Raw genomic sequence first — 21,913 nt, 5'->3', positions numbered from 1 at the left:
ATCAAAAAATAAAACCGCCCAAAAGGCGGCTTATTATTTCTTACTTATTCTATTTTTCAAATTTTCAAAATCATAAGCTTTATCTTCCAAATCATGAATTAAATTTGGGAAGGCTTTTAGCAGACGTTTTTCTCCGTATTTTTGGAAATTATTTTTAAATTCTTGGCTGCGTTCATCAAATTCTTTTCTTCTATCGCTTGTTTTTTCTGCAGTTTTTATGCCTTTTTGAGCAATTCTTTCACCAATTTCTGTTGTAACTTCTCCTAATTTTGTTTTTGATTTTTCTATTTCTTTAAATTTCTTATTGATACCTAAGATAGTATTGATTGTCGCAACTGTATCAACTATAAAAATTATTGCAAATACAGAATTTATAATTATTAAAATTTTAATTGGGAATGGTGATATCAATTTTACTATCATTGGGTGGATTGCTTCGTAGAGGATAAAGCAAAGCGCTCCCCAGATTAGAGAATATTCTGCACAAATATAGCCAGCAATATTAAATCTTTTATCTGAATAGTCCCACCATTTTTTATGAAAAACTTTTTCTAAGATAAATCCTGTGATTAGCTCTATTATAGATGCTACAATCATGGAAGCGAAAAATAAAAATAGCTTGCTATATGTATTAACCTTACCAAGCATAAATAATATAGAAATAGCTGCAAAACCATAAATCGGACACCACGGACCATTTAAAACTCCGCAGTTGATGTATTTTCCTTCACGAATCCCATTGTATGTAACTTCTATAGCCCAGCCAATTATTGCATAGATAAAAAAATATATTATGTAGTAGACAATTAGCATTTTAGCTCCTAAATAAAAAAACTCCTAAGAATTGCTTCTTAAGAGTAATTTTACATATTTATTTAATTTCTTCAATGATTTTGACAGCTTCATCTTTTTCAATTGTGCTTCTTGTGTATATGTGGTTTTGCCCATTTTTTATTACGATGTAGTTAAATGATCCATCATCCCAGAATTTTCCTGTATTTTCTCCAATTGTAATGTCTTCAGCATCTTCTGGCACTATTACAATTTCTTCTAATCTTTCATCTTTTGGAGTAATTTGTATGGTGATTTTTTTAGCTGGATTATTTTCTGCCATATATTCTACAGTTCTCAAATCCTTTTTTTCATCTTTAAAATTTTCTACAAATTTTTCTGGTAGGTATCCAAATTCTAGATCATAGATTCCTTTTTCTCCAGAGTCTTTGTTTTCTACTTCACTTGCAGGATCTGGTTCTACTGCTACATCTTCTGTATTTTCAGCTTCTTTTACTTCTTCGCTAACTTCATTAGCTGGTTTTTCTTCCGCTGGCCTTGTATTGCCACAAGCTATAAGTGGTGTTAATAAAGCTAAAATCAAAGCTAGTGATAAATATTTTTTATTTTTCATAACCTCTCCCCTTTTTGATACAAGGATAATTATACTATTATTTTTAAAAATAAAAATTTATTTATTATTGTTCTTATCATATTCTTTTAAATGAGCTTTAGCCCTTAATAAAAACTCTTCCATTACTTTAATTCGTGCATAATGTTTCTGATTACCTTCCACAATTATCCATGGAGCATAGTCGACATTTGTTCGATATAACATCTCATCCATAGCATTTATATATTCATTCCATTTATCACGATTGCGCCAATCTTCATCTGTAATTTTGTAGTTTTTATCAGGATCGTTCTCTCGATCCATAAATCTTTGATATTGGGTATCTTTATCTATTACTACAAAAAATTTCAAAATTAATGATCCATGCTCAGCAATTTGTTTTTCAAACCCTAGAATTTCATCATAGGCTCTAGCCCATTCATTTGTACTCGCAAATCCTTCTACTCTTTCAACCATCACTCTTCCATACCATGATCTAGAGAAAATCCCTATATAACCATCTTCTGGTAATTTATTATAAAATCTCCATAGATAATTATATTCATTTTCTTCTTTGCTTGGTGCAGAGATAGCATGAACAGTATAAAGTCTTGGGTCAACTTTTTTTATCAAACGTTCAATAGCACCATCTTTTCCAGCTGCATCTACACCTTCAAATACTAAAACGGTCGATATATCTCTTTCATAAAACTCAAAAAGAACATCTTTGATTTCTTTTTCTAGGCTTTCTTTTTTCTCTTCATATTCTTCATCTGAAATATTTTTGTTTAGGTCTAAATTTTCAATTACTTGAACTGGATTGCTATAAGATCTTACTTCATTTTTGCTATCAATTCTTTGAGTTGATACGCGCTCTAGTCCTATTGTAAGCTCTTCTAACATTTGATAAAGGGCTTGTTTGGATGCTTTTTTCAAATTGTCGCTTTCAATAATTGTCCAAGGACTAAAATCAAAATTTGTTTTTTCTAAAATATTTTCAAAGTGACTTTGATATTTTTTATAGTTTTTATTTTGATCTTTATCAGATTGGGTTAAATAAAAACTTTTTTGATTGCTATTTTCTAATTCTTTAATTCGTTTTTTCTGCTCATCTTCACTTACATTTAAAAAAAGTTTTATAATTATTGTCTGATCATCATAGAGGATTTTTTCAACTTTTTCTAAAGACTCTATCTTATTTTCTAGTTCTTTATCGCCTATATTTACATCATCAAATAATTTGTAATAAAATGACCTGTCAAAAATTTTTATGTGACCTTTTTTGGGGATATTGTCAAAAAATCTTTTTGTAAAAGGATATTTTTTGTCATATTCCTCATCTTTTTCAAAAACTTCAACATCAAAGTATTTTGGATTGAGCTCTTCAGTTAAATTATTGATTACATAACCCTTGCCTGAGGACTCAAAACCATCTATCATAACAAGTACAGGTATTTCCAAGTTTTCACAAATCCTTGAAAGTCTTGCAAGTCTTGTCTTTAAATCTGATTTGCTTATATCATCAAAATTTGCTTGATAATTCTTATTTAAATCCATATTATTCTCCTTAATGCTTTGATACCCCGTTTTTTTCTAAATGATATCTGCTATAAGAGCTCGATTTTTTATTTTTATTGTTTTATTCTTTATTTCAATCAACCCATCATCTACCATATTTGAAAGCTCACGTGAAAGGGAGGGTCTTGTTGTTGCCAAAATATCCGCCCACTCTTCGCGAGATAAATTAGTTTTTACCACTCCATTTTCTTCATTTATTATCAAATATTTTGCTATTTTTTGCCTTAAGGTTGGCTGGGATGTAATTTGATTGGATCTGCTTAATTGCAAGCATTTTTTAGAGACTAATTTTGTGTAAGCAATTAAAAAATCCTTAGGTGTATCAGTCGCAAAAAGTTTTTTAAAATCATGGATTAATAGGACTTTTGAATCAGTTTCTGCTTGGGCAGAAAAATCAAAGGGTTCGTCTAAATAGGAGTAAACTTCTCCAAATATAGCTGGCTTATTAAATTTTCTAATTATAAATCTTTTGCCATTTGGATCGATTTTATAAACTAAAATACTACCTTCTACTAGGTAATACATTGCTCCTGTTACCTCGCCAACTGTAAATATTTGTGAATTCTTAGGATAGATTTTTTCTTCAAATTTTGTTTTTTGGGCCAATATTTTTAAATCTTCATCAGATAAGTCTTTAAAAATAGAAATTTCTCTTAAATTCATATTTCACCTCAATTTAAGTATAAAAAAAGACGCAATATTTTTCAATGCGCCTTATGTTTTATTTTTCTATTATCTCAAGTATTGTCTTATCTGCTGACTTAAAGCCTTGGTGGGAAAGTTTACCAACATTTGCAATAGTTTGTTCAATATTTTCTCCTACTACACCAACATTTGCTTCGCTTACAATACCATTTAATGAAAGGTAGGCTGCAATTATTGCTTCCTCGGCACTGGTAGAAAGTTTCATAGAGCAGGATTCTTTGGCTCCATCACAAAGCATACCAGTAAGATTTGCAAAAACATTTGTACAAGCCCCTGCAATTTCTTTTTGACTACCTCCAAGCATAAAGGCTATAGCTGCTGTTGATCCAATAGCTGCCCCGATAGCACAACCACAGATTCCGCAAAGTTTTCCAGCGTATTCTTTTACATAACGATTGATTATATGAGCAAAAAATAAAGCACGAGCTAAAATTTCATCATCCAATTTTTCATGTTTAGCTACCATATATACTGGCAAAATAATTCCTACACCTTGATTGCCGCTGCCACCTGATGTCATAACTGGTAATGGTCCACCACCCATACGCATATCAGCTGCAGCTGCGGTTAAAATCCTAGTTTGACTTATAAAATTATCCGGCAAAATTTTATTTTCCTTAAGCTCATTTAATTTTTTACCAAGACCCATACCATAGCCTTTTAGGCCTTCTTCAGCTGCCTTAAGGTTTACATCCACTCCTTCTAGGACAAAATTTATATCTTTAATATCCATCGATCTTACAATTTTTTCTAAATCTGCAAAATCCATTTCTTTTATATCAAAGTCTGACTTGTCTTTTTTTACAAATGGATTATCCAAAATAACATGGCCATTTTTTATGATTTTACTTATATGGGAGTGAGAATGTGAGATAATTGTTGTTACTATATCTTTTTCTGTCATTAATGTAACTTCTATGTATATATCTGGTAAATCTTCATTGAAATATTCATTAGATAAATCTCTAATATTTACAACTAAATTATTACTAACAAATTCTCTAGCTTTTTTTATTTCATCATCACTAAGATTTGAAAAAATCAAAAATGCTTTATCAGTTTTTTTGGTAAATGCACCCAAACTTGCCGCAAGTTCTAAGCCATGATCTCCAGTCTTGGGGATTTTTACAGATTTACCATTTTTATATATATTATTACTTACTTTTAAATTTATTTTTGTAATTTCATCTTTATTTAAATAGTTACTAGCAATATTTGCCGCATAGGCAACAGCTACTGGCTCTGTGCATCCAATAGCTTTTGTAGAGTCTTCCCCAACTATGTTTATCAATTCTCTTTGAATATCATCCATAAAATATCCCCTTTCACCATAATTATATTAAAATTTTTTATAATTGGCAAAGGTTTTCATATGATTTTAAGCTATATTACAGAAAATCTTTTTGTATAAAAAAATCAGGCCCCTTTGAGGACCTGATTTGTAAATATTTATTAAGCTGTCATTGTTGCTAAATCTTCTTCTACTGTTGAGATTGGAGCAATGCCAAAGTTTTCTACTAAGAAGTCTACAACTGTAGGAGATAGGAATGCTGGTAGTGTTGGTCCTAGGTGAATATTTTTTACTCCTAGGCTTAGTAAAGATAGTAAAACTATTACTGCTTTTTGTTCATACCAAGCAATGTTGTATTCGATTGGTAAATCGTTGATATCATCTAATCCAAATGCATCTTTTAATGCTAGTGCAATTTGTACTAATGAGTATGAGTCGTTACATTGACCAGCATCTAGTACTCTTGGGATACCATTTATATCTCCAAGTCCTAATTTGTTGTATCTATATTTTGCACAACCAGCTGTTAGGATTACGTGATCTTCTGGAAGTCCTTGGGCAAATTCTGAATAGTAATTTCTTTCTTTAAATCTACCGTCACATCCACCCATTACTACGAACTTTTTAATATTTCCAGCTTTAACTTCTTCTACAACTTTATCAGCTAATTGGATAACTTGATTGTGGGCAAAACCACCTACTACTTTTAAATCTTCAAGATTTGTTGGAGCTTCACAAGTTTTAGCTAATTCAATGATTTCAGAGAAGTCTTTGTAGCCATTTTCATCAGCTTCGATGTGTTTGCAACCTGGATATCCTGCTTGACCAGATGTAAACATCTTATCTTGGTAAGTATTGTCTTTTTTCATTGGTACAATACAGTTAGTTGTCATTAAGATTGGACCATTGAAAGCTTCAAATTCTTCATTTTGGTGCCACCAACTAGAACCATAATTTCCGTGGAAGTGATCGTATTGTTTAAATTCTGGATAGTAGTTTGCAGGAAGCATTTCTGAGTGAGTATAAATTTCTACTCCGCTGTCTTTACTTTGTTCTAGAAGCATTTTCATATCGTGTAGGTCGTGGCCCGAAATAAGGATTCCTGGTTTGTTACCTGCAGAATAGTCTACTTCTGTAATTTCTGGGTTACCGTAGCTTGTTGTATTTGCTTTATCTAAAAGAGCCATAGCTTTTACACCGTGTTCACCAGTTGCCATTACAAGATCAATTAGATTTGGTATTTCTTTGTCAGATTTTGTTGTTTCTTCTAAGGCTTTCGCGATAAATCTATCAACTTCCACATCCCTATAACCTAATACATTTGCGTGGTGGTTATAAGCAGCCATTCCTTTTAAGCCGTATGTAGTAAGTTCTGTAAGACTTCTTTCATCTTCATTCATAATATTTAAAACACCAACTTCAACAGCTTTTCTTTCTAATTCGCTATCATTCATTGATGAGTATAAAGCAAAGTTTGATAGACCTTCTTTATCTTCTACTTTTTCTAAAAGCTCATCTTTCATTTTAATAGTTTCTTTAACTATTTTAAAGATAGCTTCTGTATCAAAGTTTGCATTTGTAATTGTTACGAATAAGTTTTTTGAAATTTTTTCATAAACTTTTTCATTATCCTCGCCTAGTTTATTAGCAACTTCAGCAAGTCCTTTTGTTACATATATTAATAAATCTTGGCTATTTGCAGTATCTTCTTTTTTACCACAAACACCTTGGATAGTACATCCTTCGTTTTTAGCAGTTTCTTGACATTGATAACAAAACATATATTACTCCTTTTGTAAATTCAAATGTTAAATATCTCTTATGGTCTTATTATAGAATATAGAAAATTAAAAATCGGTAACATATGTTACAAATACGATTTTTTTTACCATAAATGTATAAAAATTTATGGGTATAATATAAAAAAGTTAACAAATTTAGGAGGATAATATGGGATTTTTTGATAGATTTAAAACAAAAAATAACGAAAATTTAAATATGATTTATGCACCAATGACTGGTGAAGCTAAGAATATAGGAGAGTGTGAAGACCCAGTTTTTGCCGATGAGATTGTGGGCAAGGGTACTATGATCATTCCAAGTGAAGGAAAACTTTATGCGCCAGTAGATGGAAAAATTTCAATGATTGCTGATACAGGACATGCAGTGGGCATTACATCTACAAATGGTTTTGAAATATTAATCCATATCGGTCTTGATACAGTAGAGCTCAATGGTGATCCATTTAATATAATAGCAAGCCAAGACCAAGATATAAAAAAAGGTGATTTACTTTTAGAATTTGATATTGAAAAAATAAAATCAAGCGGAAAATCTACCCAGTCACCAGTTATTATTACAAATCCAGATAATTATGAAATTTCTGTCCTAAAAACTGGCAATGTGAATCATGGCGATGAGCTAATCGAGGCTAAATGAAGGCAAGATTATGAAATTAATTGCAATAGATGTAGACGGGACTCTTTTAAATAGCAAAAATGAAATCTCCCCAAAAACTAAAGATGCCTTAATCAGAGCAGGAGAGACCGGCCACAAAGTTGCCATAGTTACTGGACGTCCAACATCAGGGGTAGGATATCTTGCAAAAGAATTGGAATTTGAAAAATATGGAGGACCCCTTTCTAATTATAACGGTGGATCAATAACCGATTTTAAAACCGGCGAAGTAATCTCAAATCACACACTTGATTTAGATTTAGCCAAGGAAATCTTAGCTAAAACAAAAGACCTACCCTTAGAAATACTTATCCCAAGTGGGGATAAAGTTATTTCTGATTCAGAAAATAAATATCTGGATATTGAAAGAGATTTACTAAAAATAGATGTAGAAGCTATAGAAGGACTTAGGGATAATATTAATTTTGCCCCAAACAAAATAATCTTTGCAAATGATCCTGAGATACTTGAAGAACATTTAGATTTTTTGTTTGATACTTATGGCGAAAATACAGCCCAAGTCAGAAGCCAAAGATTTTATTATGAAATCATGCCAAAAGGCCTTTCAAAAGGAAATAGTCTCTTAGAAATAGCAAAATATTATGGCATTGATCAAAAAGATATAATTGCCTTTGGGGATGAGCTAAACGATGAAACTATGATTGAAATTGCTGGCACCGGGGTAGCCATGGGCAATGCAGTAGAAAAAATAAAAGAAATCGCAGACTATGTTACATTATCAAATGATGAAGATGGGATAGCTGATTATTTGGAGAAATTTGTACTAAATTAAGTCTTTAGGAGAGGCTTATGAAAATAATAAAAATATTACTTGCAATAATTGTAGTTTCAGCAATTTTTGTAACAACAAGCCATATTGCCAAGTTAAACACTCGGCTAAATGCAAAAATGGGCAACATGGATTATAGGCCTGACATAAAAGAAAATATAGACAAACACGCCGGCGAGCATCATTTTGAAGATAGAGATATAGTTTTTAAAACTGTAAACCATTACGCTAAGATTATGGATGATATATTTATAAATTCTTATGATAATACCAGTCTTGGCGGTTCCTATCTTTTAGGAGAAAACACAAATCTTTGGGCAATATTAATCCACGGCTACACTGCAACAAACAAAACGATGTTTACCATTGCCGATGAATATTACAAAAGAGGTTTCTCAATTTTAGCTCCAAATTTAAGAGGCCATGGCAACAGTGCTGGTATTTTTACTACATACGGTATAAAAGAAAAGGAAGATATAAAATCACGGATAAATTGGATAAAAAAATCTTATCCAGATGCAAAAATAGTTTTGCAAGGCGAATCATTAGGAGCTGCAACAGCAATGTTTCTAATAGCAGAAAATCCAAAAGATGTCATAGCATGTGTTGAAGATTGCGGATATACCAGCTATTTTGAAATGTATGCCAATCAATTTCCAAAAAGACTAAAATTTTTAACCAAACCAATAGGACTTCTAGCCAATTTGTTCATAAAGCCAGTAATTGGCGCGGATTTATTTAAATCAAACATAGAATCCATACAAAAAACCAAAATCCCCACCCTATTTATAAATGGTGCAAAAGACCACTTAGTACCAGTAGAAATGTGCAAAAAACTCTACACTGCCCACAAGGGGAAAAAGGATATACATATAGCAAAAGGCGCAGGACATGCCGAAAGCAAACTTTATGATGCAGAAATCTATTATAACAAAATATTTGATTTTTTAAGTGGGATTTAAAACTAGCTTTACATCAAGCTAGTTTTTTTATTTATCTTATATAATAAGATAAAACCTAAGAATTATAGTAAGGTATTATTAGTAGAAAATAAGGAGATTAATTAATGAATATTATAGTTGCGCAGTCTGGTGGTCCTACTAGTGTTATCAATTCTTCCCTTGCCGGAGTGATTTCTGCTGGGATTGAAAATGATTTTGATAAAATTTATCTTAGCCTCCATGGCATTGAGGGGATAATAAATGATGAAATTGCTGAGGTGGATAAGGAAAAGTATATAAATAAAAATATAAAAGAAAAGTTAATGGCTAGGCCTTCTTCTATCTTAGGTTCATGTCGTTTTAAGCTACCGGCATCTTTAGATGATGAAATTTATGAGAAAATTTTTGAAACTTTAAAAGCTTACCAAATATCAACTTTCGTCTATATAGGTGGAAATGACTCTATGGATACTGTTATGAAGCTTAATGAGTATATGAAATCACATAATATTAATGATATAAATATCATTGGCTGTCCGAAAACTATAGACAATGACCTAATGGGAATGGATCATTCTCCAGGATTTGGATCTGCTGCAAAATACATAGCTTCTACCTTAAGAACTCTTAGAACCGATGTTGATATTTATGACTTAAAATCAGTTACCTTTGTTGAAATTATGGGCAGACACGCTGGCTGGCTGGCTGCATCAGCACTTAGTGCAAATTATGGAATGGACAAAGAAGTAGTAAATTTGGTTTATCTACCAGAGGATCAAAAATCCTTGGAACAAGTATTTGAGGAAATAAAAGAAGCTTTAAAGTACGAAAACAATTTAATAGTTGCCCTTGCAGAGGGTTTTAGAGATAAAGACAATAAATTAGATGAAGAAAGTTTTTCTAACCAAAATGATGCCTTTGGACACAAAATCGTATCTGGAGTTGCTAGTAGGCTAGCAGATTTGGTGAGAAATAAACTTGAAATCAAATCACGTGCAGTAGAACTTTCTATCGTACAAAGAACAAGCAATCTAATTAGCAAAACTGATGCAAATGAAGCATATAAATTAGGCTATAAGGCAGCAAAACTTGGCATTGACAATACAAATCTTGTGCCTGTATTAAAAAGAAAATATGTTGATGGATATGAAGTTTACTACGAATCTGTAAGCCCAGAAGAAATAGCAAATAAGGAAATGAAAATCCCTAAAGATTGGCTATTTGATAAAAAAACTTTAGAAGAAAAAATCACCGCCTACATCCTTCCCCTTATAGAAGGTAGTATTGAGCAAAATTATGAAAATGGCATGCCTGTTTTTGTAAAACTAAATGATTTTATAAAATAAAAAGTAAAGCTCTACTTGGTTTAGCAAAGTAGAGCTTTTTTATTCTAAATTTTTCTTCTAACATATCTCTTATTAAGATTTAAAATTATAGAACCAAAAATTACAAGTATAAGTCCTATTAAAAGGTTAATTGTGAAATTTTCTTTAAGAATTAGGACTGAAAGCATGGATCCAAATATTGGGATAAATAATTTGTACATGCCCATTTCTCCCGCTGCGTGATATTTTAAAACTGTATTCCAAGTTATATAGGCAGTTGCTGAGATAAAGGCCCCATAGATTAGCAAAACTATTGCAAGGGGCGAAAAAGTTAGTTTTGTCTTATTCATAATTAGACCAATTATTATTAGCGGAATAGATCCAATTACAAATTGGGCTGCAGTTACAAAAAATTCATTTTGATTTGCCCCGTATTTTCTAACATAAACTGCAGAAAGTGCATTAAATGTTGTTGCAAGTAAGATAAAACCTTCACCAAGCAGGGTAAATCCTGTACCTACATTTCCAAAACCACCATTTGCTATAACAATTCCAAAAGTTCCAATAATTATTGCAAATATAGTTGCTTTATTTATTTTTTCCTTTGGCAGCATTATAGCAGAAAGAATAACAACTATAAATGAATTCATAGCCTGGATTATAGAAGCTTTTATACCACTTGTATTTATCATTCCAATGTAATAAATTAAGTATTGGACCATGGTTTGAATTAGAGATAGGACAATTATATATTTCCAGTCGATTGACTTTTTATTTACTCTATTTTTGTTAAATGTCAGATAGTAAACAAAGGCTAATACTCCTGCAAGAAAAAATCTGATTCCTGCAAGTAGTATTTGTGCGCCTGTGTCAACAGAAGTCACATTCATTTCAGCATAAGTTGTTTTTATAGTTGGTACAGCTGATCCCCACAAAAGCATAGCAAAAAGTGTAAAAATAATAGCAGTTTTTTTATCTTTTAGTATTTCTAGCATAAAATTTCCTTAAAAAATTACTAGAGAAATGAGTAAGTAAACCGCTCCACTTGCTAGCATAATCTTTATCGGGTCGGTTTTAAATTTAAACATTGCAAAAAGTGCTACAAGAAAAATTATTACCATCAAATAATCTATATTTGAAATAGCAATGGCATTTGTATCAAAAAAGGCAGTTCTTAAAATTTGCACACCTGCTATCAAAATCATTGACACGATTGCCGGTCTTAAAAAATATAGGATATTTGTCATCGCATCGAGATTTTTATATTTTTTATAAAAATAGGAAATAGTCCCCACAATAATTGCTGATGGCAAAACACAACCTAATGTTGCTGCCAAAGCCCCAGGAAATCCTGCTAATCGTGTTCCTACAAAAGTTGCAGAATTTATTGCAATAGGCCCCGGAGTCATTTGGGAGATGGTAATCAAATCATTAAACTCACTTAAAGTTAACCAATTATTTAGATCAACGACTTCTTCTTGGATAATAGGTAGGGCCGCATATCCGCCACCAAAGGAAAAAAGTCCAATTTTTAAAAAACTTATAAACAATTTAATTAGCATCTTGTCCCCTTTTCACAAATGTGTAAATTACACCAATTACAATTAGAGCTGCAATTATATAAACAACATTTATATCGAAGAAAAATCCTAAAACAAAGCTTGAAATCATAATAAGTGGGATGATTTTTGACTTTGTCTTTAGCAAATCTTTTGCCATATCAATTACAACTTTTATAATCAAAGCCCCCACTCCAGCCTGCATACCCTTTAAAAACAAAGCAATATATTGATTTGTTATAAAAGCTTGATAGGCCATTGATATTAAAGAAATTATTATAAGTGGCGGGATAATTGTTCCTAAGATTGCAACAAGCATACCCGGAAAACCAAGTGTTTCAAAACCCACTACTACAGATGCATTTACCGCAACTGCTCCTGGTGCTGATTGGGCAATTGCAGTCATATCTAGCATCTCTTCCTTGCTAATCCATCCCAATTTTTCTACAAATGTTTCCTTCATCAGCGATAAAATCACATATCCTCCACCAAAGGTAAAGGCTGACAAATAAAGGGTTGACTTAAACAAATCCCATAAGTTTTTCTCTTTTTGCATCAATTCCTCATTTCTATTTATCTAATTAATATAATATCATAAAAACTTTCAAATTAGACAAAAAATATCCCCAAATTGCATTAATTTGAGGATATAGTTTATTAATTAATATTTCTAGTTAAAATATTTTTCATTAATTTTTTCAGCTACTTTTTCTGGAGTAAATCCATACTCTGCAGTTACTTCATCGCCCTTTCCAGATTGGCCAAATTTATCAATACCGATATTTAATCCATCTGTACCAGTCCATTCTGCCCAGCCAAAAGTAGATCCCATTTCAAGAGAGATTTTGTTTGTAACTTCTTTTGGTAAAACTTCTTCTTTGTAAGCTTCATCTTGGTCTCTAAATAATTCCATAGATGGCATTGAAACTACACGGATGTTTTTGCCATTTTCTGCTAATATTTTCTTAGTTTCTAGGGCAAGTTCTACTTCTGAACCTGTTGCAATAATAATTGCATCAGCATCTCCTTCACTATCAGAGATTACATATGCACCCTTATTGATATCGCTAATATTTTCTGTTTCAGCAAGATTTCCTATATTTTGACGAGTAAGAGCCATTACAACTGGTTTTTCTTTTGACTCAAGTGCTAGTTTCCAAGCAAGTCTTGTTTCATTTGCGTCAGCTGGTCTTAACATAATAGTATCTGGTATAGATCTTATCATTGCGAGCTGCTCAATTGGTTCATGGGTAGGACCATCTTCACCAACTGCAATTGAATCATGAGTCATTACATAGGTTAGTGGCAATTTTGATAATGCAGATAGTCTAATAGCTGGTTTTAGATAATCTGTAAATACAAAGAATGTTGAAACATGGTGCCATGTTCCGCCGTGGGCAATGATACCATTTCCTATTGCAGCCATTGCAAATTCACGTACACCATACCAAACATTGCGTCCTTCTGGACTTATGTCTGTAAATGCAACTGTGTCTTTAATATTTGTTTTATTTGATGAGAATAAATCTGCAGATCCTCCCCAGAAGTTTGGATTATTTTTTGCAAGATCTTGGATGATTTCTCCATTTGATGCACGAGTTGCTATTGCTTTATCATCTGATGAGTATTTTTTAACTTCATCCATAAAGTTTTCTGGCAATTCGCGGTTTATACCTGCCATAAGATTTTTGTAATCTTCTGGGTATTTTTCTTCATAGGCTTTTAGAAGCTCATCCCATTTTTGGTTTTCTTTCTCACCTATTCTACCGATTCCATCAGCAAAAGTTTCGTAAATATCATCTGGGACATTAAAGTCATCCTCAGTCCATTCATAAATTTCTTTTGCTTTTATAAATTCTTCAGCTCCGATTGGGGCACCGTGAACTTTGTTTGTTCCTTGGTTAGTTGATCCATAACCTATAATTGTTTTTACTTCGATAAGAGTTGGACCGTGGAAATTACCCTTAGCATGATTAATTGCTTCATAAATTTGATCAAGATCTCTTCCATCTTTAACTTTGATGTAATTCCAATTTAAAGATTCAGCACGTTTTTTAATATCTTCTGAGAAAGTTGTATTAGTCGCACCATCTAAGCAAATGTCATTTGAATCATACAAAACGATTAATTTTGAAAGGTTTAAATGTCCTGCTAGACTCATAGCTTCATAGGAAATACCTTCCATAAGGTCGCCATCACCACAAAGTACGTAAGTGTAGTGATCAATAATTTGTGCATCATCTTTGTTATAGATAGCTGCAAGGTGTTTTTCTGCCATAGCAATCCCAACAGCTTGGGCAAAACCTTGACCTAAAGGTCCAGTAGTAACTTCTACACCTTCAATATGGCCACGTTCAGGGTGACCTGCAGTTTTTGCTCCGAGTTGTCTAAAATCTCTTAGATCATCAATACTTACATCGTATCCTGCTAGATGTAAAAGTGAATAAAGCATAGAAGACCCATGGCCAGCTGATAAAACAAATCTGTCACGGTTAAACCAGTTAGCATTTTTAGGGTTTGCCTTTAAATACTTATTCCACAAAACATAAGCCATAGGAGCCGCTCCCATTGGAAGACCAGGATGCCCACTATTAGCAGCTTCAATTTGAGCAATAGAAAGTGCACGAATAGCACTAATTGCACGTTCATCATTTTTGTTAAACATAATCACTCCTTATCTTTCTATAAAAATAATACCATAAAACATAATTAAATAAAAATAGGGAGGGCCTAGGGACCCACCCAAAATTTATTATTTATTTCTAGCCTCAAAAGCATCCCAGTCTTTAACAAATGCTGCAATACCAGCTGTTGTAAGAGGATGTGTCCACAATTTTTCAAAAAGAGAACCAGGGATAGTCGCAATGTGAGCACCAGCTAGGGCAGCTTTTTCAAGGTGGTTGATGTGTCTGATACTTGCAGCTATGATTTCTGATTCATAACCGTAAATATCAATAACATCACGAAGTTCAGCAATTAATCTAGCTCCATCTTCACCCATATCATCCACTCTACCCATAAATGGAGAAATAAAAGTAGCTCCAGCCTTCATAGCCATAATTCCTTGAGAAACAGAGAAAATCAATGTGCAGTTAGTTTTAATTCCCTCCTTGCTCAAAGTATGTATAGCCTTAAGCCCCTCTTCAGTCATAGGAACTTTTACGACAACGTTCTCAGCCCACTTAGCAAGATCACGAGCTTGCTCAACCATACCCTCATAATCATAGCTAGTAACCTCAGCAGAAACAGGCCCATCAATTAAATCAGAAATTTCAGAAATAACTTCCTTAAAATCACGCCCCTCTTTATTAATCAAAGAAGGATTAGTAGTAACCCCATCAACAAGCCCTAAGTCATTAATTCTTTTAATCTCATCAATATTTGCAGTATCTAAGAAAAATTTCATAGTTAAACTCCTTTAAAAAGATTCTAGATTTATTATACCATGATAGGAATTATATGAAAACGTAAACAATTTATTTTAAATAGTCAATCCAAGAGATTTTGCTTTCATTTATAGATTTGAAGTCATTTACAAAAACTTCCACAGCCTTGCTGACATTACTATCATCTAGAAATTTCTCAAATATTTCATAAGAACATGTTGCTGTGTCAATACCATATTCCGCTAATTTTAAAACTTGATTTGTACTTTTAAAACTAGCTGCAAGAACTTTTGTATTTGGATTAGTCTCATCTAAGATATTTTGAATTTTTATCGTTGTTTCAATGCCATCATATCCTAGATTATCAATTCTATTTACATATGGAGCTAGGTAATCCGCACCAGCCAAAGATGCTAAAAACGCCTGAGTTGGACTATAAATTGCTGTTGCTGTTATTTTAGTTTTCTCATTTTTTAATAGTCTCATAGCTTTTAAACCTTCTTTATCTGTAGGTACTTTGATAAAAGTATTTTCCCCAAACTTTTCTTTTAAAAGCCTAGCTTCTTTTACAATATTATCAGCATTGTCAGATAAAGCTTGAATATGGAGCTGATCATCCCCAATGAATTCTCTAATTTCTGTTAAAGTTTCTATAGGGTCTTTTTTATTTTTAAAAAGTATGCTGGGATTAGTTGTTACCCCAGATACTGGAAAATATTCGTATAGATATTTTATATTCTTTATATTTGCATCATCTATTAATAATTTCATATTAACCTCTAGTTTTTCCACCAGCTACATTTATAGTAACACCATGGATATATGATGAACGATCACTTACTAAGAAGCAAACCAAATTTGCTACTTCTGTAAGTTTTCCACTTCTACCAAGTGGAGTAGTTTTGGTACTTTCATAACCTTCTCTAAGTTTTTCGACTGTAATATCTCTTGTGTAAGATAAGGATTCTTCATATTCTAAAGTTCTAAGACCTGTAGCTTCTAAAATTCCGGGAGCAACACCCACAACTCTTACATTATGTTTTCCAAGTTCTTTTGCCCAACTTCTAGTTAAGGAGTTTACTGCATTTTTTGTTGCGGCATATATTGATTGGCCTTCGCTACCTTCTAATCCTGATTCACTTGACATATTTATGATAACACCTTGACCTTGGTCTACAAAAACTCTCGCTGCTTCTTGGGCACAGTAGATTAGACCCTTAAAATTAATATCTATTACTAAATCAATTACTCTGTCATCAAGTTCGTATTTTCCATAAGGGTCTTTAGGATCAACAAGTAATCTTGGGATGTTTATTCCTGCATTATTTACAATAGCATCTAGGTGTCCAAATTTTTTAACTGATTCATTGATTGCAGTTTTGATGTTTTCTTTATTAGTTACATCCAGGTGTACATACAATAAATTATCAGCGCTTTCATCTTTATACTCTGGTTTATTATCGTTGATATCTGTAGCAATAACATTTGACCCAGCTTCTAACAATCCTTCAACAACTGATTTACCAATACCAGATGCAGCTCCTGTTACTAAAACAACCTTATCTTCTAATCCTAACCATGTCATTTTATGCCTCCAATATTTTGAATTCAGTTCCCACATTTATTTCAGGAATTTCTACGTTTTCTGTTATAACTGCCCCTGGTAGTAGATCTTCTACATTTCCACTTAAATTTACAGTTAAGTGAGCCAATCCTTCTAAATTAGCTTGCGCTTCATCTCCTACTGCTAGGATTTTAGCTTTTACCCCGTCAATATCTACATAATCCCCAACTTCTATATATCCATCGACATCTTTTAATTCTAATGAATAGCAATAATCTCTTAGTTCTTCTGGTGCGTTATCTCCAAAGAAAATTATTATCTCATTGCCAAATTCATCAACTGAATTTCCAATATTATTTACTGTATTTTCATAAATTGTTTTCATTACTAAACCTTCCTTTTTTCTAAGCATATAGCCCTATACTTGCAAAATAAGCTACTAATACTCTTGGTACTCCAATTAAAAATCTTGAATACATAACTGATACTACACCAACTTCTACAGTCTCTGCTTCTGCTTCAGCAAGTCCAAGACCAACTGGTATAAAATCGCAAGCATTCTGAGTGTTAATTGCAAACAATGCTGGAAGCGCTAAGCTTGGATCAATATTTCCTCTTGCAATTTCTGATCCAATTAAGGTACCTATTACTTGAGCAATTACAGCTCCAGGTCCTAAAAGTGCTGATAAAACTGGAATAGAGCAAATAAATCCTAAAATTACTAAACCAACTACATTTCCTGTAAGTGGGATAAGAAGTCTTGCAAACCAATCACCAAATCCTGATCCCTGAATAATACCAATTAGCATTGCTACAAAGGCCATAAATGGAATTATAGTATTAATCATTGTTTGAACAGCATCTCTACCCGCTTGGAAGAATATATCTATGACTCTTCCTGCACCCATACCTACTTTTTGGATAAAGGTATTATTGCTTTGTTCTGCAAGTGTTTGAGAAACTTTTTTATCTTTTGTATATGTTATTTTTTCTTCTTTAGCTTCAGTTGATTCACTTGCTTCATAAACTTTTTCTGTATCACTTTCTTTTGCAGATGTATTTATAGATTCTGCTTCTCCTTCAACAAGCGATACTTGTTTAGGACCGACATCTGATACATAGATTGTTTCATTTATATACTGAGCAAGTGGGCCGGATTTTCCAGTTGGTTTTATATTTAATGTTGGAATTCCTTTTTTAGGATATATTCCACATCTTAATGTCCCACCACAGTCAATCACTACCGCAAAAATTCTTTCTTCTGGAATAGAAGTTTTAAAACCATTTACAATTTCACATCCTGTTAGTTCTTTTATTGTATCTACAACTGGTGGTTTTGCTCCACCGCCTGTGATATATAATAAAACGTTTTTGTCACCTTCAGGACCTATAACTAATGGGCCTCCATATCCAGCGGATCCTTTAACTACTTTTATTTTTGCCATTTTATGCCTCCACTTTTAATGTTCTACTTAATTTTTTATTTTGCTGTTTTTCAACATATACAGTTGTAAAGTCAGTTATCCATCCTGCAAAGAAGTTCATAACTAGACCTACTAAAAGGTATCTAATTGCAAGTGGTGTTGTATCTAGACCTAACGCCTCAACTCCTTGTGCAATTCCTAGCCATACGAATAATTCACCAGGGTTTATGTGAGGGAAAATACCATTGTTGGTATGGCAGTGATAAGCTCCAGATGCGTAATAAGATGGCTTTTGATATTCTGGTAAAAACTTACCCATAGAAAGAGCCATTGGGTTACCAAGCATAAAAGCTGATACAAATGGTAGTATTCCGTATGCCAATAATTTATTTTTTGATGCTAATTTTCCAAATTTATTTATTTTTTCTGGTCCAATGATTGCAATAAGTGAGTTCATAAACACTAAAAGTAGAAGCACTTTTGGTATAATCCCTCCAACCCAACTTACAAATGTTTCTCCACCTAATTCAAATAAATGGATAAATCCTTGTGCTAAATTAACTAAAAAATCCATAACTTCTCCTTATAATTATGCTGTTTCCTTTCTTATCAGCCCGCTAAATTTTTGAAGGGGAGATTTTGCCATTGGGATTTCCTCTCCTCTTTCTGCTCTTAGATAATTTTCTTTGGCATTTAATATAGCTTGCTTTAAACTTTTAGGAAATTTCGTTCCGGCCAATACTTCTTTATCAATATCTTTTATATTGATATTATTAAAGTCACAATTTTCTTTAAATCTGGCAAATACTGTTATCCCGTTTATGAAAGCAGCATTTCTAATAATTCCGTTTTCATCAACACCGAACATAACTATCGATCCAGACCTAAAACCTCCTTTTTTTATTCCTATAGCAACCTTGCCTTCTTTAATAAATTTTCTAAAATATTCTTTAAATGAGTTCATTTGCAAAAATGTTAGAAAATATTGAAGAATAAACATTGCTCCTAGAAATAAAATTATAAATATATAAGACTTTTCCATTTTTGCTCCTATCTAAATAATTCAGTTTCTTTAATTATTACTTCCATTAGTTCCCTGTAATTTTCTACCTTTTCAACATGATTTAAGAAATCACTATCTGATGATACACTCACAATTTCATCATATAAATTAATAATTAAAGTGTCATCATCATTAGGCACTCCTACAATAAATATGACCTTTATATCTGAATTAGGGAATATTCCCATGCTTAAAATAAATTTCTCATTCTTGATATGAGGAAAGGCTACTTTGTCGGAGAATTTCGTTGAGGATTGAGTTTCTCTTAATAATATTGAATTAGTAAACTCTACATCAATAAGTTTTTTATTTTCCAAATATTCTAGCATTTTAACCAAGTTAGTTTCATATTCATTATAATTACCAATAAAAAGTGTTTCTTCTCTTAGCTCGGTAAAAATAAGCGATTTCAGTGCTCTTTCTTTTCGGAAAATATTTTGTTTAAAATAAAAATTATCCAATTCTTTTTGAATTAACTTTTTATTTTTAAAACCATCTGGTAAGAATAAAGCATTTTCTAGATTAACTGCTTGCGAGCTAATTATTAAATCGTAATTCTCTTTTAAGTTGAGTTGACTAGTATCTTCAAAATAGTCTATTGCGTTAATATTTGAAAACCTCTCTTGTACCAAAGGGATAATTTGTACAGCTTCATCCTTATTTTTATTTATAATACCAACTTTAAATTTATTTATTGGAGATGAATTTAACTTATCGAATAGATATATTTGAAAATATGATGCTAGATAACTTTTTTCAGATTCATTAATTAATTTTTTCTTTTGTTCAAATATTACATCCGAAGCTATATCACTCATTTTATATGCAACTTTATATTCATTTTTAATATTTTCACTAAGTGGATTTTTAATATTGTAATTTAAACTTATTCTATTTAACAGATAATAAATATGATAATTAAAATTCTCGGTTATTTCTCCCAAGTCTACATTGATATCCATCTGAGTTTTTATTCTTTCAAAGATTTTATTTGTTAATATTCTTATTTCATCTAACTGAGCAGAATTAAAACTATCTTTTAAATGAGAGAATGTTCTCATTCCCATTAATGGGATTAATATGAAATTTAACTCCGTATCTGATAATTCAATTTCTTCTAATTTAATTACAAAATCTTTTATTTGATATGAAATATCCATATATTCTTTATTCTCATAGAAAGAATAATCCTTTGATTCTTTTATAAGAAAATTACCATTCCTGATTCTGTACATTGTAGTATGAAAAAATCTTGTTACACCCTTACAAGTATCTTCATTTATAAAAAAGCTTACTAATAATTTTTGTAAAAATTCATTATATTGATCATCGAATTTTGAATTATCTAGCATATAATCATAGCCATTTTCTAGAATAAAATAACGTTCATCCAGTTCAGCACCTATTAAATTTATTCCAACATTTGGTTTTCCATATATATTTAATTGATAACTAGATAGACCTTCATTGGCCAATTTTATATCTTTTGTTAGAGTTGATTTAGATATATTCATTTCATCGGCTAATTCATCCAACTGTAAATTTTTTTCATTTAAAAGTCTTTTTACGATATATAAAATCCTAATTTTGAGATTAGTAAAATCTGTAGATGAAACAACATTTTTCTTTTTAATAGAGTCATATATATCAAAATTATAGATAAATAACGATATCACTCCATTTTTTATATAAATATAGGCTCCGTCTTTTAATTCATGATTAAGAACTTGTATTTCATTTTTTATAGTTTTCTCCGAAACCGACAGCGCATTTGATAAGTCAATTATGCTTACATTGCTTTTCTCAAGAGCAGACAGCATAAGAGTTTTTCTATCATCTAAGCTCTCCCACATTGTTGCCTCCTAGTATTATTATAGATGCATCATTCACATAAATTAATATTAACTTTTTCTTCATAGCAGAAATATAATAAGTTATTAACTTGTATGATTGATTTTCTAATAATTATAGTGTTTTAAAATTCACTTTTCATTATAATTATTCATTTAAGATTACACTTATGTATTAAACAGGTTTAATTACATAGCGAAATTTTTAACAAATAGGAATTATGAGGAATAAAGAAAAATTTATCACAAGGATATTAATGGGACTTTTTGGTAGGATTATAGATGGTATTGCAGTTGATGGAGATTATGATGCAATTCAATTAATAATGACTGATAAAATCAAGTCGCTACAATATAAATATTCTAGAATAATATGTGATGTTATTTCTGTAATTATAGGATATATAGGAAGAGCAGTCCTTGGTGTAGGTACTGTTATAAATGCTTTCTTAATGGGCCCTATTGTTTCGGTTTTTGATAAGCACTTACTTCTAAATTTTATGATAGAAATCATGGCAAATAAAAAAAGCTGTTACTTTTTTGAGCTGAACCCATAAACACGGAATAACTTAATAATATTTTAAGCGGAATGTAAT

The 21,913-nt window shown here is 31.7% G+C and carries 23 protein-coding genes; 5 read left to right on the top strand and 18 right to left on the bottom strand.

Annotated elements, in window-relative coordinates:
* Window positions 1-33 precede the first annotated feature (33 nt).
* From JNO63_RS00115 to hcp, 6 genes are all read right to left on the bottom strand, one after another.
* Window positions 34-813, bottom strand: coding sequence for a putative ABC transporter permease (locus JNO63_RS00115; RefSeq protein WP_203126070.1), 780 nt, complete (start codon window positions 811-813; stop codon window positions 34-36).
* 58 nt (window positions 814-871) lie between these two features.
* A complete protein-coding gene (locus tag JNO63_RS00110) occupies window positions 872-1,405 on the bottom strand; it encodes a DUF4367 domain-containing protein (protein ID WP_203126068.1) in 534 nt (177 codons plus the stop codon).
* A 57-nt stretch (window positions 1,406-1,462) separates the two neighbouring features.
* Window positions 1,463-2,941 carry a hypothetical protein gene (locus tag JNO63_RS00105; protein ID WP_203126067.1) on the bottom strand — a complete coding sequence of 493 codons (1,479 nt, stop codon included), beginning with the start codon at window positions 2,939-2,941 and terminating at the stop codon, window positions 1,463-1,465.
* Window positions 2,942-2,977: 36 nt separating this feature from the next.
* The gene (locus JNO63_RS00100) at window positions 2,978-3,625 is read right to left on the bottom strand and encodes a Crp/Fnr family transcriptional regulator (RefSeq protein ID WP_203126066.1); all 648 of its coding nucleotides are present in this window, start codon (window positions 3,623-3,625) and stop codon (window positions 2,978-2,980) included.
* A gap of 58 nt (window positions 3,626-3,683) precedes the next feature.
* The gene (locus JNO63_RS00095) at window positions 3,684-4,979 is read right to left on the bottom strand and encodes an L-cysteine desulfidase family protein (protein ID WP_203126065.1); all 1,296 of its coding nucleotides are present in this window, start codon (window positions 4,977-4,979) and stop codon (window positions 3,684-3,686) included.
* 140 nt (window positions 4,980-5,119) lie between these two features.
* Entirely contained in the window at window positions 5,120-6,739 is a 1,620-nt protein-coding gene (hcp, locus tag JNO63_RS00090) for a hydroxylamine reductase (RefSeq protein WP_203126064.1), read from the bottom strand.
* A 169-nt stretch (window positions 6,740-6,908) separates the two neighbouring features.
* Here hcp and JNO63_RS00085 point away from each other — a divergent pair, with 169 nt between their 5' ends.
* From JNO63_RS00085 to JNO63_RS00070, 4 genes are all read left to right on the top strand, one after another.
* Window positions 6,909-7,397, top strand: a complete 489-nt coding sequence (locus tag JNO63_RS00085; RefSeq protein WP_203126063.1) for a PTS sugar transporter subunit IIA — start codon at window positions 6,909-6,911, stop codon at window positions 7,395-7,397.
* A gap of 10 nt (window positions 7,398-7,407) precedes the next feature.
* Entirely contained in the window at window positions 7,408-8,208 is an 801-nt protein-coding gene (locus JNO63_RS00080; protein ID WP_203126062.1) for a Cof-type HAD-IIB family hydrolase, read from the top strand.
* Between the two features lie 17 nt (window positions 8,209-8,225).
* Complete coding sequence (locus tag JNO63_RS00075) at window positions 8,226-9,167, top strand: alpha/beta hydrolase (RefSeq protein WP_203126061.1); 942 nt, start codon at window positions 8,226-8,228, stop codon at window positions 9,165-9,167.
* A gap of 104 nt (window positions 9,168-9,271) precedes the next feature.
* Window positions 9,272-10,492: a diphosphate--fructose-6-phosphate 1-phosphotransferase gene (locus JNO63_RS00070; protein WP_203126059.1), complete on the top strand. Its 1,221-nt coding sequence runs from the start codon at window positions 9,272-9,274 to the stop codon at window positions 10,490-10,492.
* A 44-nt stretch (window positions 10,493-10,536) separates the two neighbouring features.
* On the opposite strand, the gene JNO63_RS00065 is transcribed toward JNO63_RS00070, so the two are convergent.
* From JNO63_RS00065 to JNO63_RS00010, 12 genes are all read right to left on the bottom strand, one after another.
* Window positions 10,537-11,466: a DMT family transporter gene (locus tag JNO63_RS00065; protein ID WP_238390441.1), complete on the bottom strand. Its 930-nt coding sequence runs from the start codon at window positions 11,464-11,466 to the stop codon at window positions 10,537-10,539.
* Between the two features lie 9 nt (window positions 11,467-11,475).
* Complete coding sequence (locus JNO63_RS00060) at window positions 11,476-12,033, bottom strand: chromate transporter (RefSeq protein WP_203126058.1); 558 nt, start codon at window positions 12,031-12,033, stop codon at window positions 11,476-11,478.
* Complete coding sequence (locus JNO63_RS00055; RefSeq protein ID WP_203126056.1) at window positions 12,023-12,586, bottom strand: chromate transporter; 564 nt, start codon at window positions 12,584-12,586, stop codon at window positions 12,023-12,025. The genes JNO63_RS00060 and JNO63_RS00055 overlap by 11 nt, the downstream gene beginning before the upstream one ends.
* A gap of 114 nt (window positions 12,587-12,700) precedes the next feature.
* On the bottom strand, window positions 12,701-14,695 hold the full coding sequence (gene tkt / locus JNO63_RS00050; RefSeq protein ID WP_203126055.1) for a transketolase: 1,995 nt from the start codon (window positions 14,693-14,695) through the stop codon (window positions 12,701-12,703).
* An 87-nt stretch (window positions 14,696-14,782) separates the two neighbouring features.
* The gene (gene fsa / locus JNO63_RS00045) at window positions 14,783-15,436 is read right to left on the bottom strand and encodes a fructose-6-phosphate aldolase (RefSeq protein ID WP_203126054.1); all 654 of its coding nucleotides are present in this window, start codon (window positions 15,434-15,436) and stop codon (window positions 14,783-14,785) included.
* Between the two features lie 70 nt (window positions 15,437-15,506).
* Window positions 15,507-16,187, bottom strand: coding sequence for a transaldolase family protein (locus JNO63_RS00040; protein WP_203126053.1), 681 nt, complete (start codon window positions 16,185-16,187; stop codon window positions 15,507-15,509).
* Window position 16,188: 1 nt separating this feature from the next.
* Window positions 16,189-17,001 carry an SDR family oxidoreductase gene (locus tag JNO63_RS00035; RefSeq protein WP_203126052.1) on the bottom strand — a complete coding sequence of 271 codons (813 nt, stop codon included), beginning with the start codon at window positions 16,999-17,001 and terminating at the stop codon, window positions 16,189-16,191.
* Between the two features lies 1 nt (window position 17,002).
* A complete protein-coding gene (locus tag JNO63_RS00030) occupies window positions 17,003-17,365 on the bottom strand; it encodes a PTS glucitol/sorbitol transporter subunit IIA (RefSeq protein WP_203126051.1) in 363 nt (120 codons plus the stop codon).
* Between the two features lie 19 nt (window positions 17,366-17,384).
* Window positions 17,385-18,425: a PTS glucitol/sorbitol transporter subunit IIB gene (srlE, locus tag JNO63_RS00025; RefSeq protein WP_203126049.1), complete on the bottom strand. Its 1,041-nt coding sequence runs from the start codon at window positions 18,423-18,425 to the stop codon at window positions 17,385-17,387.
* Window position 18,426: 1 nt separating this feature from the next.
* Window positions 18,427-18,978 carry a PTS glucitol/sorbitol transporter subunit IIC gene (srlA, locus tag JNO63_RS00020; RefSeq protein ID WP_203126047.1) on the bottom strand — a complete coding sequence of 184 codons (552 nt, stop codon included), beginning with the start codon at window positions 18,976-18,978 and terminating at the stop codon, window positions 18,427-18,429.
* Window positions 18,979-18,993: 15 nt separating this feature from the next.
* Window positions 18,994-19,446: a transcriptional regulator GutM gene (locus JNO63_RS00015; protein WP_203126045.1), complete on the bottom strand. Its 453-nt coding sequence runs from the start codon at window positions 19,444-19,446 to the stop codon at window positions 18,994-18,996.
* Between the two features lie 8 nt (window positions 19,447-19,454).
* Window positions 19,455-21,320 (bottom strand): BglG family transcription antiterminator, encoded by a 1,866-nt coding sequence (locus tag JNO63_RS00010; RefSeq protein ID WP_203126043.1) that lies wholly within the window; start codon window positions 21,318-21,320, stop codon window positions 19,455-19,457.
* Window positions 21,321-21,538: 218 nt separating this feature from the next.
* Between JNO63_RS00010 and JNO63_RS00005 the strand changes: the two genes are divergently transcribed.
* Window positions 21,539-21,874 carry a hypothetical protein gene (locus JNO63_RS00005; protein WP_203126041.1) on the top strand — a complete coding sequence of 112 codons (336 nt, stop codon included), beginning with the start codon at window positions 21,539-21,541 and terminating at the stop codon, window positions 21,872-21,874.
* Window positions 21,875-21,913: the final 39 nt, after the last annotated feature.

This window comes from Anaerococcus sp. mt242, from assembly GCF_016798225.1.
Lineage (GTDB): Bacteria > Bacillota > Clostridia > Tissierellales > Peptoniphilaceae > Anaerococcus.
The sequence above is the reverse complement of the archived record's forward strand: the minus strand, read 5'-3'. Positions and strand labels throughout refer to the sequence as shown.

Bases quoted from the DNA above. Each gene is read 5' to 3' on its own strand.
- JNO63_RS00115 (WP_203126070.1), bottom strand. From the start codon at position 813: ATGCTAATTGTCTACTACATAATATATTTTTTTATCTATGCAATAATT.
- JNO63_RS00110 (WP_203126068.1), bottom strand. From the start codon at position 1,405: ATGAAAAATAAAAAATATTTATCACTAGCTTTGATTTTAGCTTTATTA.
- JNO63_RS00105 (WP_203126067.1), bottom strand. From the start codon at position 2,941: ATGGATTTAAATAAGAATTATCAAGCAAATTTTGATGATATAAGCAAA.
- JNO63_RS00100 (WP_203126066.1), bottom strand. From the start codon at position 3,625: ATGAATTTAAGAGAAATTTCTATTTTTAAAGACTTATCTGATGAAGAT.
- JNO63_RS00095 (WP_203126065.1), bottom strand. From the start codon at position 4,979: ATGGATGATATTCAAAGAGAATTGATAAACATAGTTGGGGAAGACTCT.
- hcp (WP_203126064.1), bottom strand. From the start codon at position 6,739: ATGTTTTGTTATCAATGTCAAGAAACTGCTAAAAACGAAGGATGTACT.
- JNO63_RS00085 (WP_203126063.1), top strand. From the start codon at position 6,909: ATGGGATTTTTTGATAGATTTAAAACAAAAAATAACGAAAATTTAAAT.
- JNO63_RS00080 (WP_203126062.1), top strand. From the start codon at position 7,408: ATGAAATTAATTGCAATAGATGTAGACGGGACTCTTTTAAATAGCAAA.
- JNO63_RS00075 (WP_203126061.1), top strand. From the start codon at position 8,226: ATGAAAATAATAAAAATATTACTTGCAATAATTGTAGTTTCAGCAATT.
- JNO63_RS00070 (WP_203126059.1), top strand. From the start codon at position 9,272: ATGAATATTATAGTTGCGCAGTCTGGTGGTCCTACTAGTGTTATCAAT.
- JNO63_RS00065 (WP_238390441.1), bottom strand. From the start codon at position 11,466: ATGCTAGAAATACTAAAAGATAAAAAAACTGCTATTATTTTTACACTT.
- JNO63_RS00060 (WP_203126058.1), bottom strand. From the start codon at position 12,033: ATGCTAATTAAATTGTTTATAAGTTTTTTAAAAATTGGACTTTTTTCC.
- JNO63_RS00055 (WP_203126056.1), bottom strand. From the start codon at position 12,586: ATGCAAAAAGAGAAAAACTTATGGGATTTGTTTAAGTCAACCCTTTAT.
- tkt (WP_203126055.1), bottom strand. From the start codon at position 14,695: ATGTTTAACAAAAATGATGAACGTGCAATTAGTGCTATTCGTGCACTT.
- fsa (WP_203126054.1), bottom strand. From the start codon at position 15,436: ATGAAATTTTTCTTAGATACTGCAAATATTGATGAGATTAAAAGAATT.
- JNO63_RS00040 (WP_203126053.1), bottom strand. From the start codon at position 16,187: ATGAAATTATTAATAGATGATGCAAATATAAAGAATATAAAATATCTA.
- JNO63_RS00035 (WP_203126052.1), bottom strand. From the start codon at position 17,001: ATGACATGGTTAGGATTAGAAGATAAGGTTGTTTTAGTAACAGGAGCT.
- JNO63_RS00030 (WP_203126051.1), bottom strand. From the start codon at position 17,365: ATGAAAACAATTTATGAAAATACAGTAAATAATATTGGAAATTCAGTT.
- srlE (WP_203126049.1), bottom strand. From the start codon at position 18,425: ATGGCAAAAATAAAAGTAGTTAAAGGATCCGCTGGATATGGAGGCCCA.
- srlA (WP_203126047.1), bottom strand. From the start codon at position 18,978: ATGGATTTTTTAGTTAATTTAGCACAAGGATTTATCCATTTATTTGAA.
- JNO63_RS00015 (WP_203126045.1), bottom strand. From the start codon at position 19,446: ATGGAAAAGTCTTATATATTTATAATTTTATTTCTAGGAGCAATGTTT.
- JNO63_RS00010 (WP_203126043.1), bottom strand. From the start codon at position 21,320: ATGTGGGAGAGCTTAGATGATAGAAAAACTCTTATGCTGTCTGCTCTT.
- JNO63_RS00005 (WP_203126041.1), top strand. From the start codon at position 21,539: ATGAGGAATAAAGAAAAATTTATCACAAGGATATTAATGGGACTTTTT.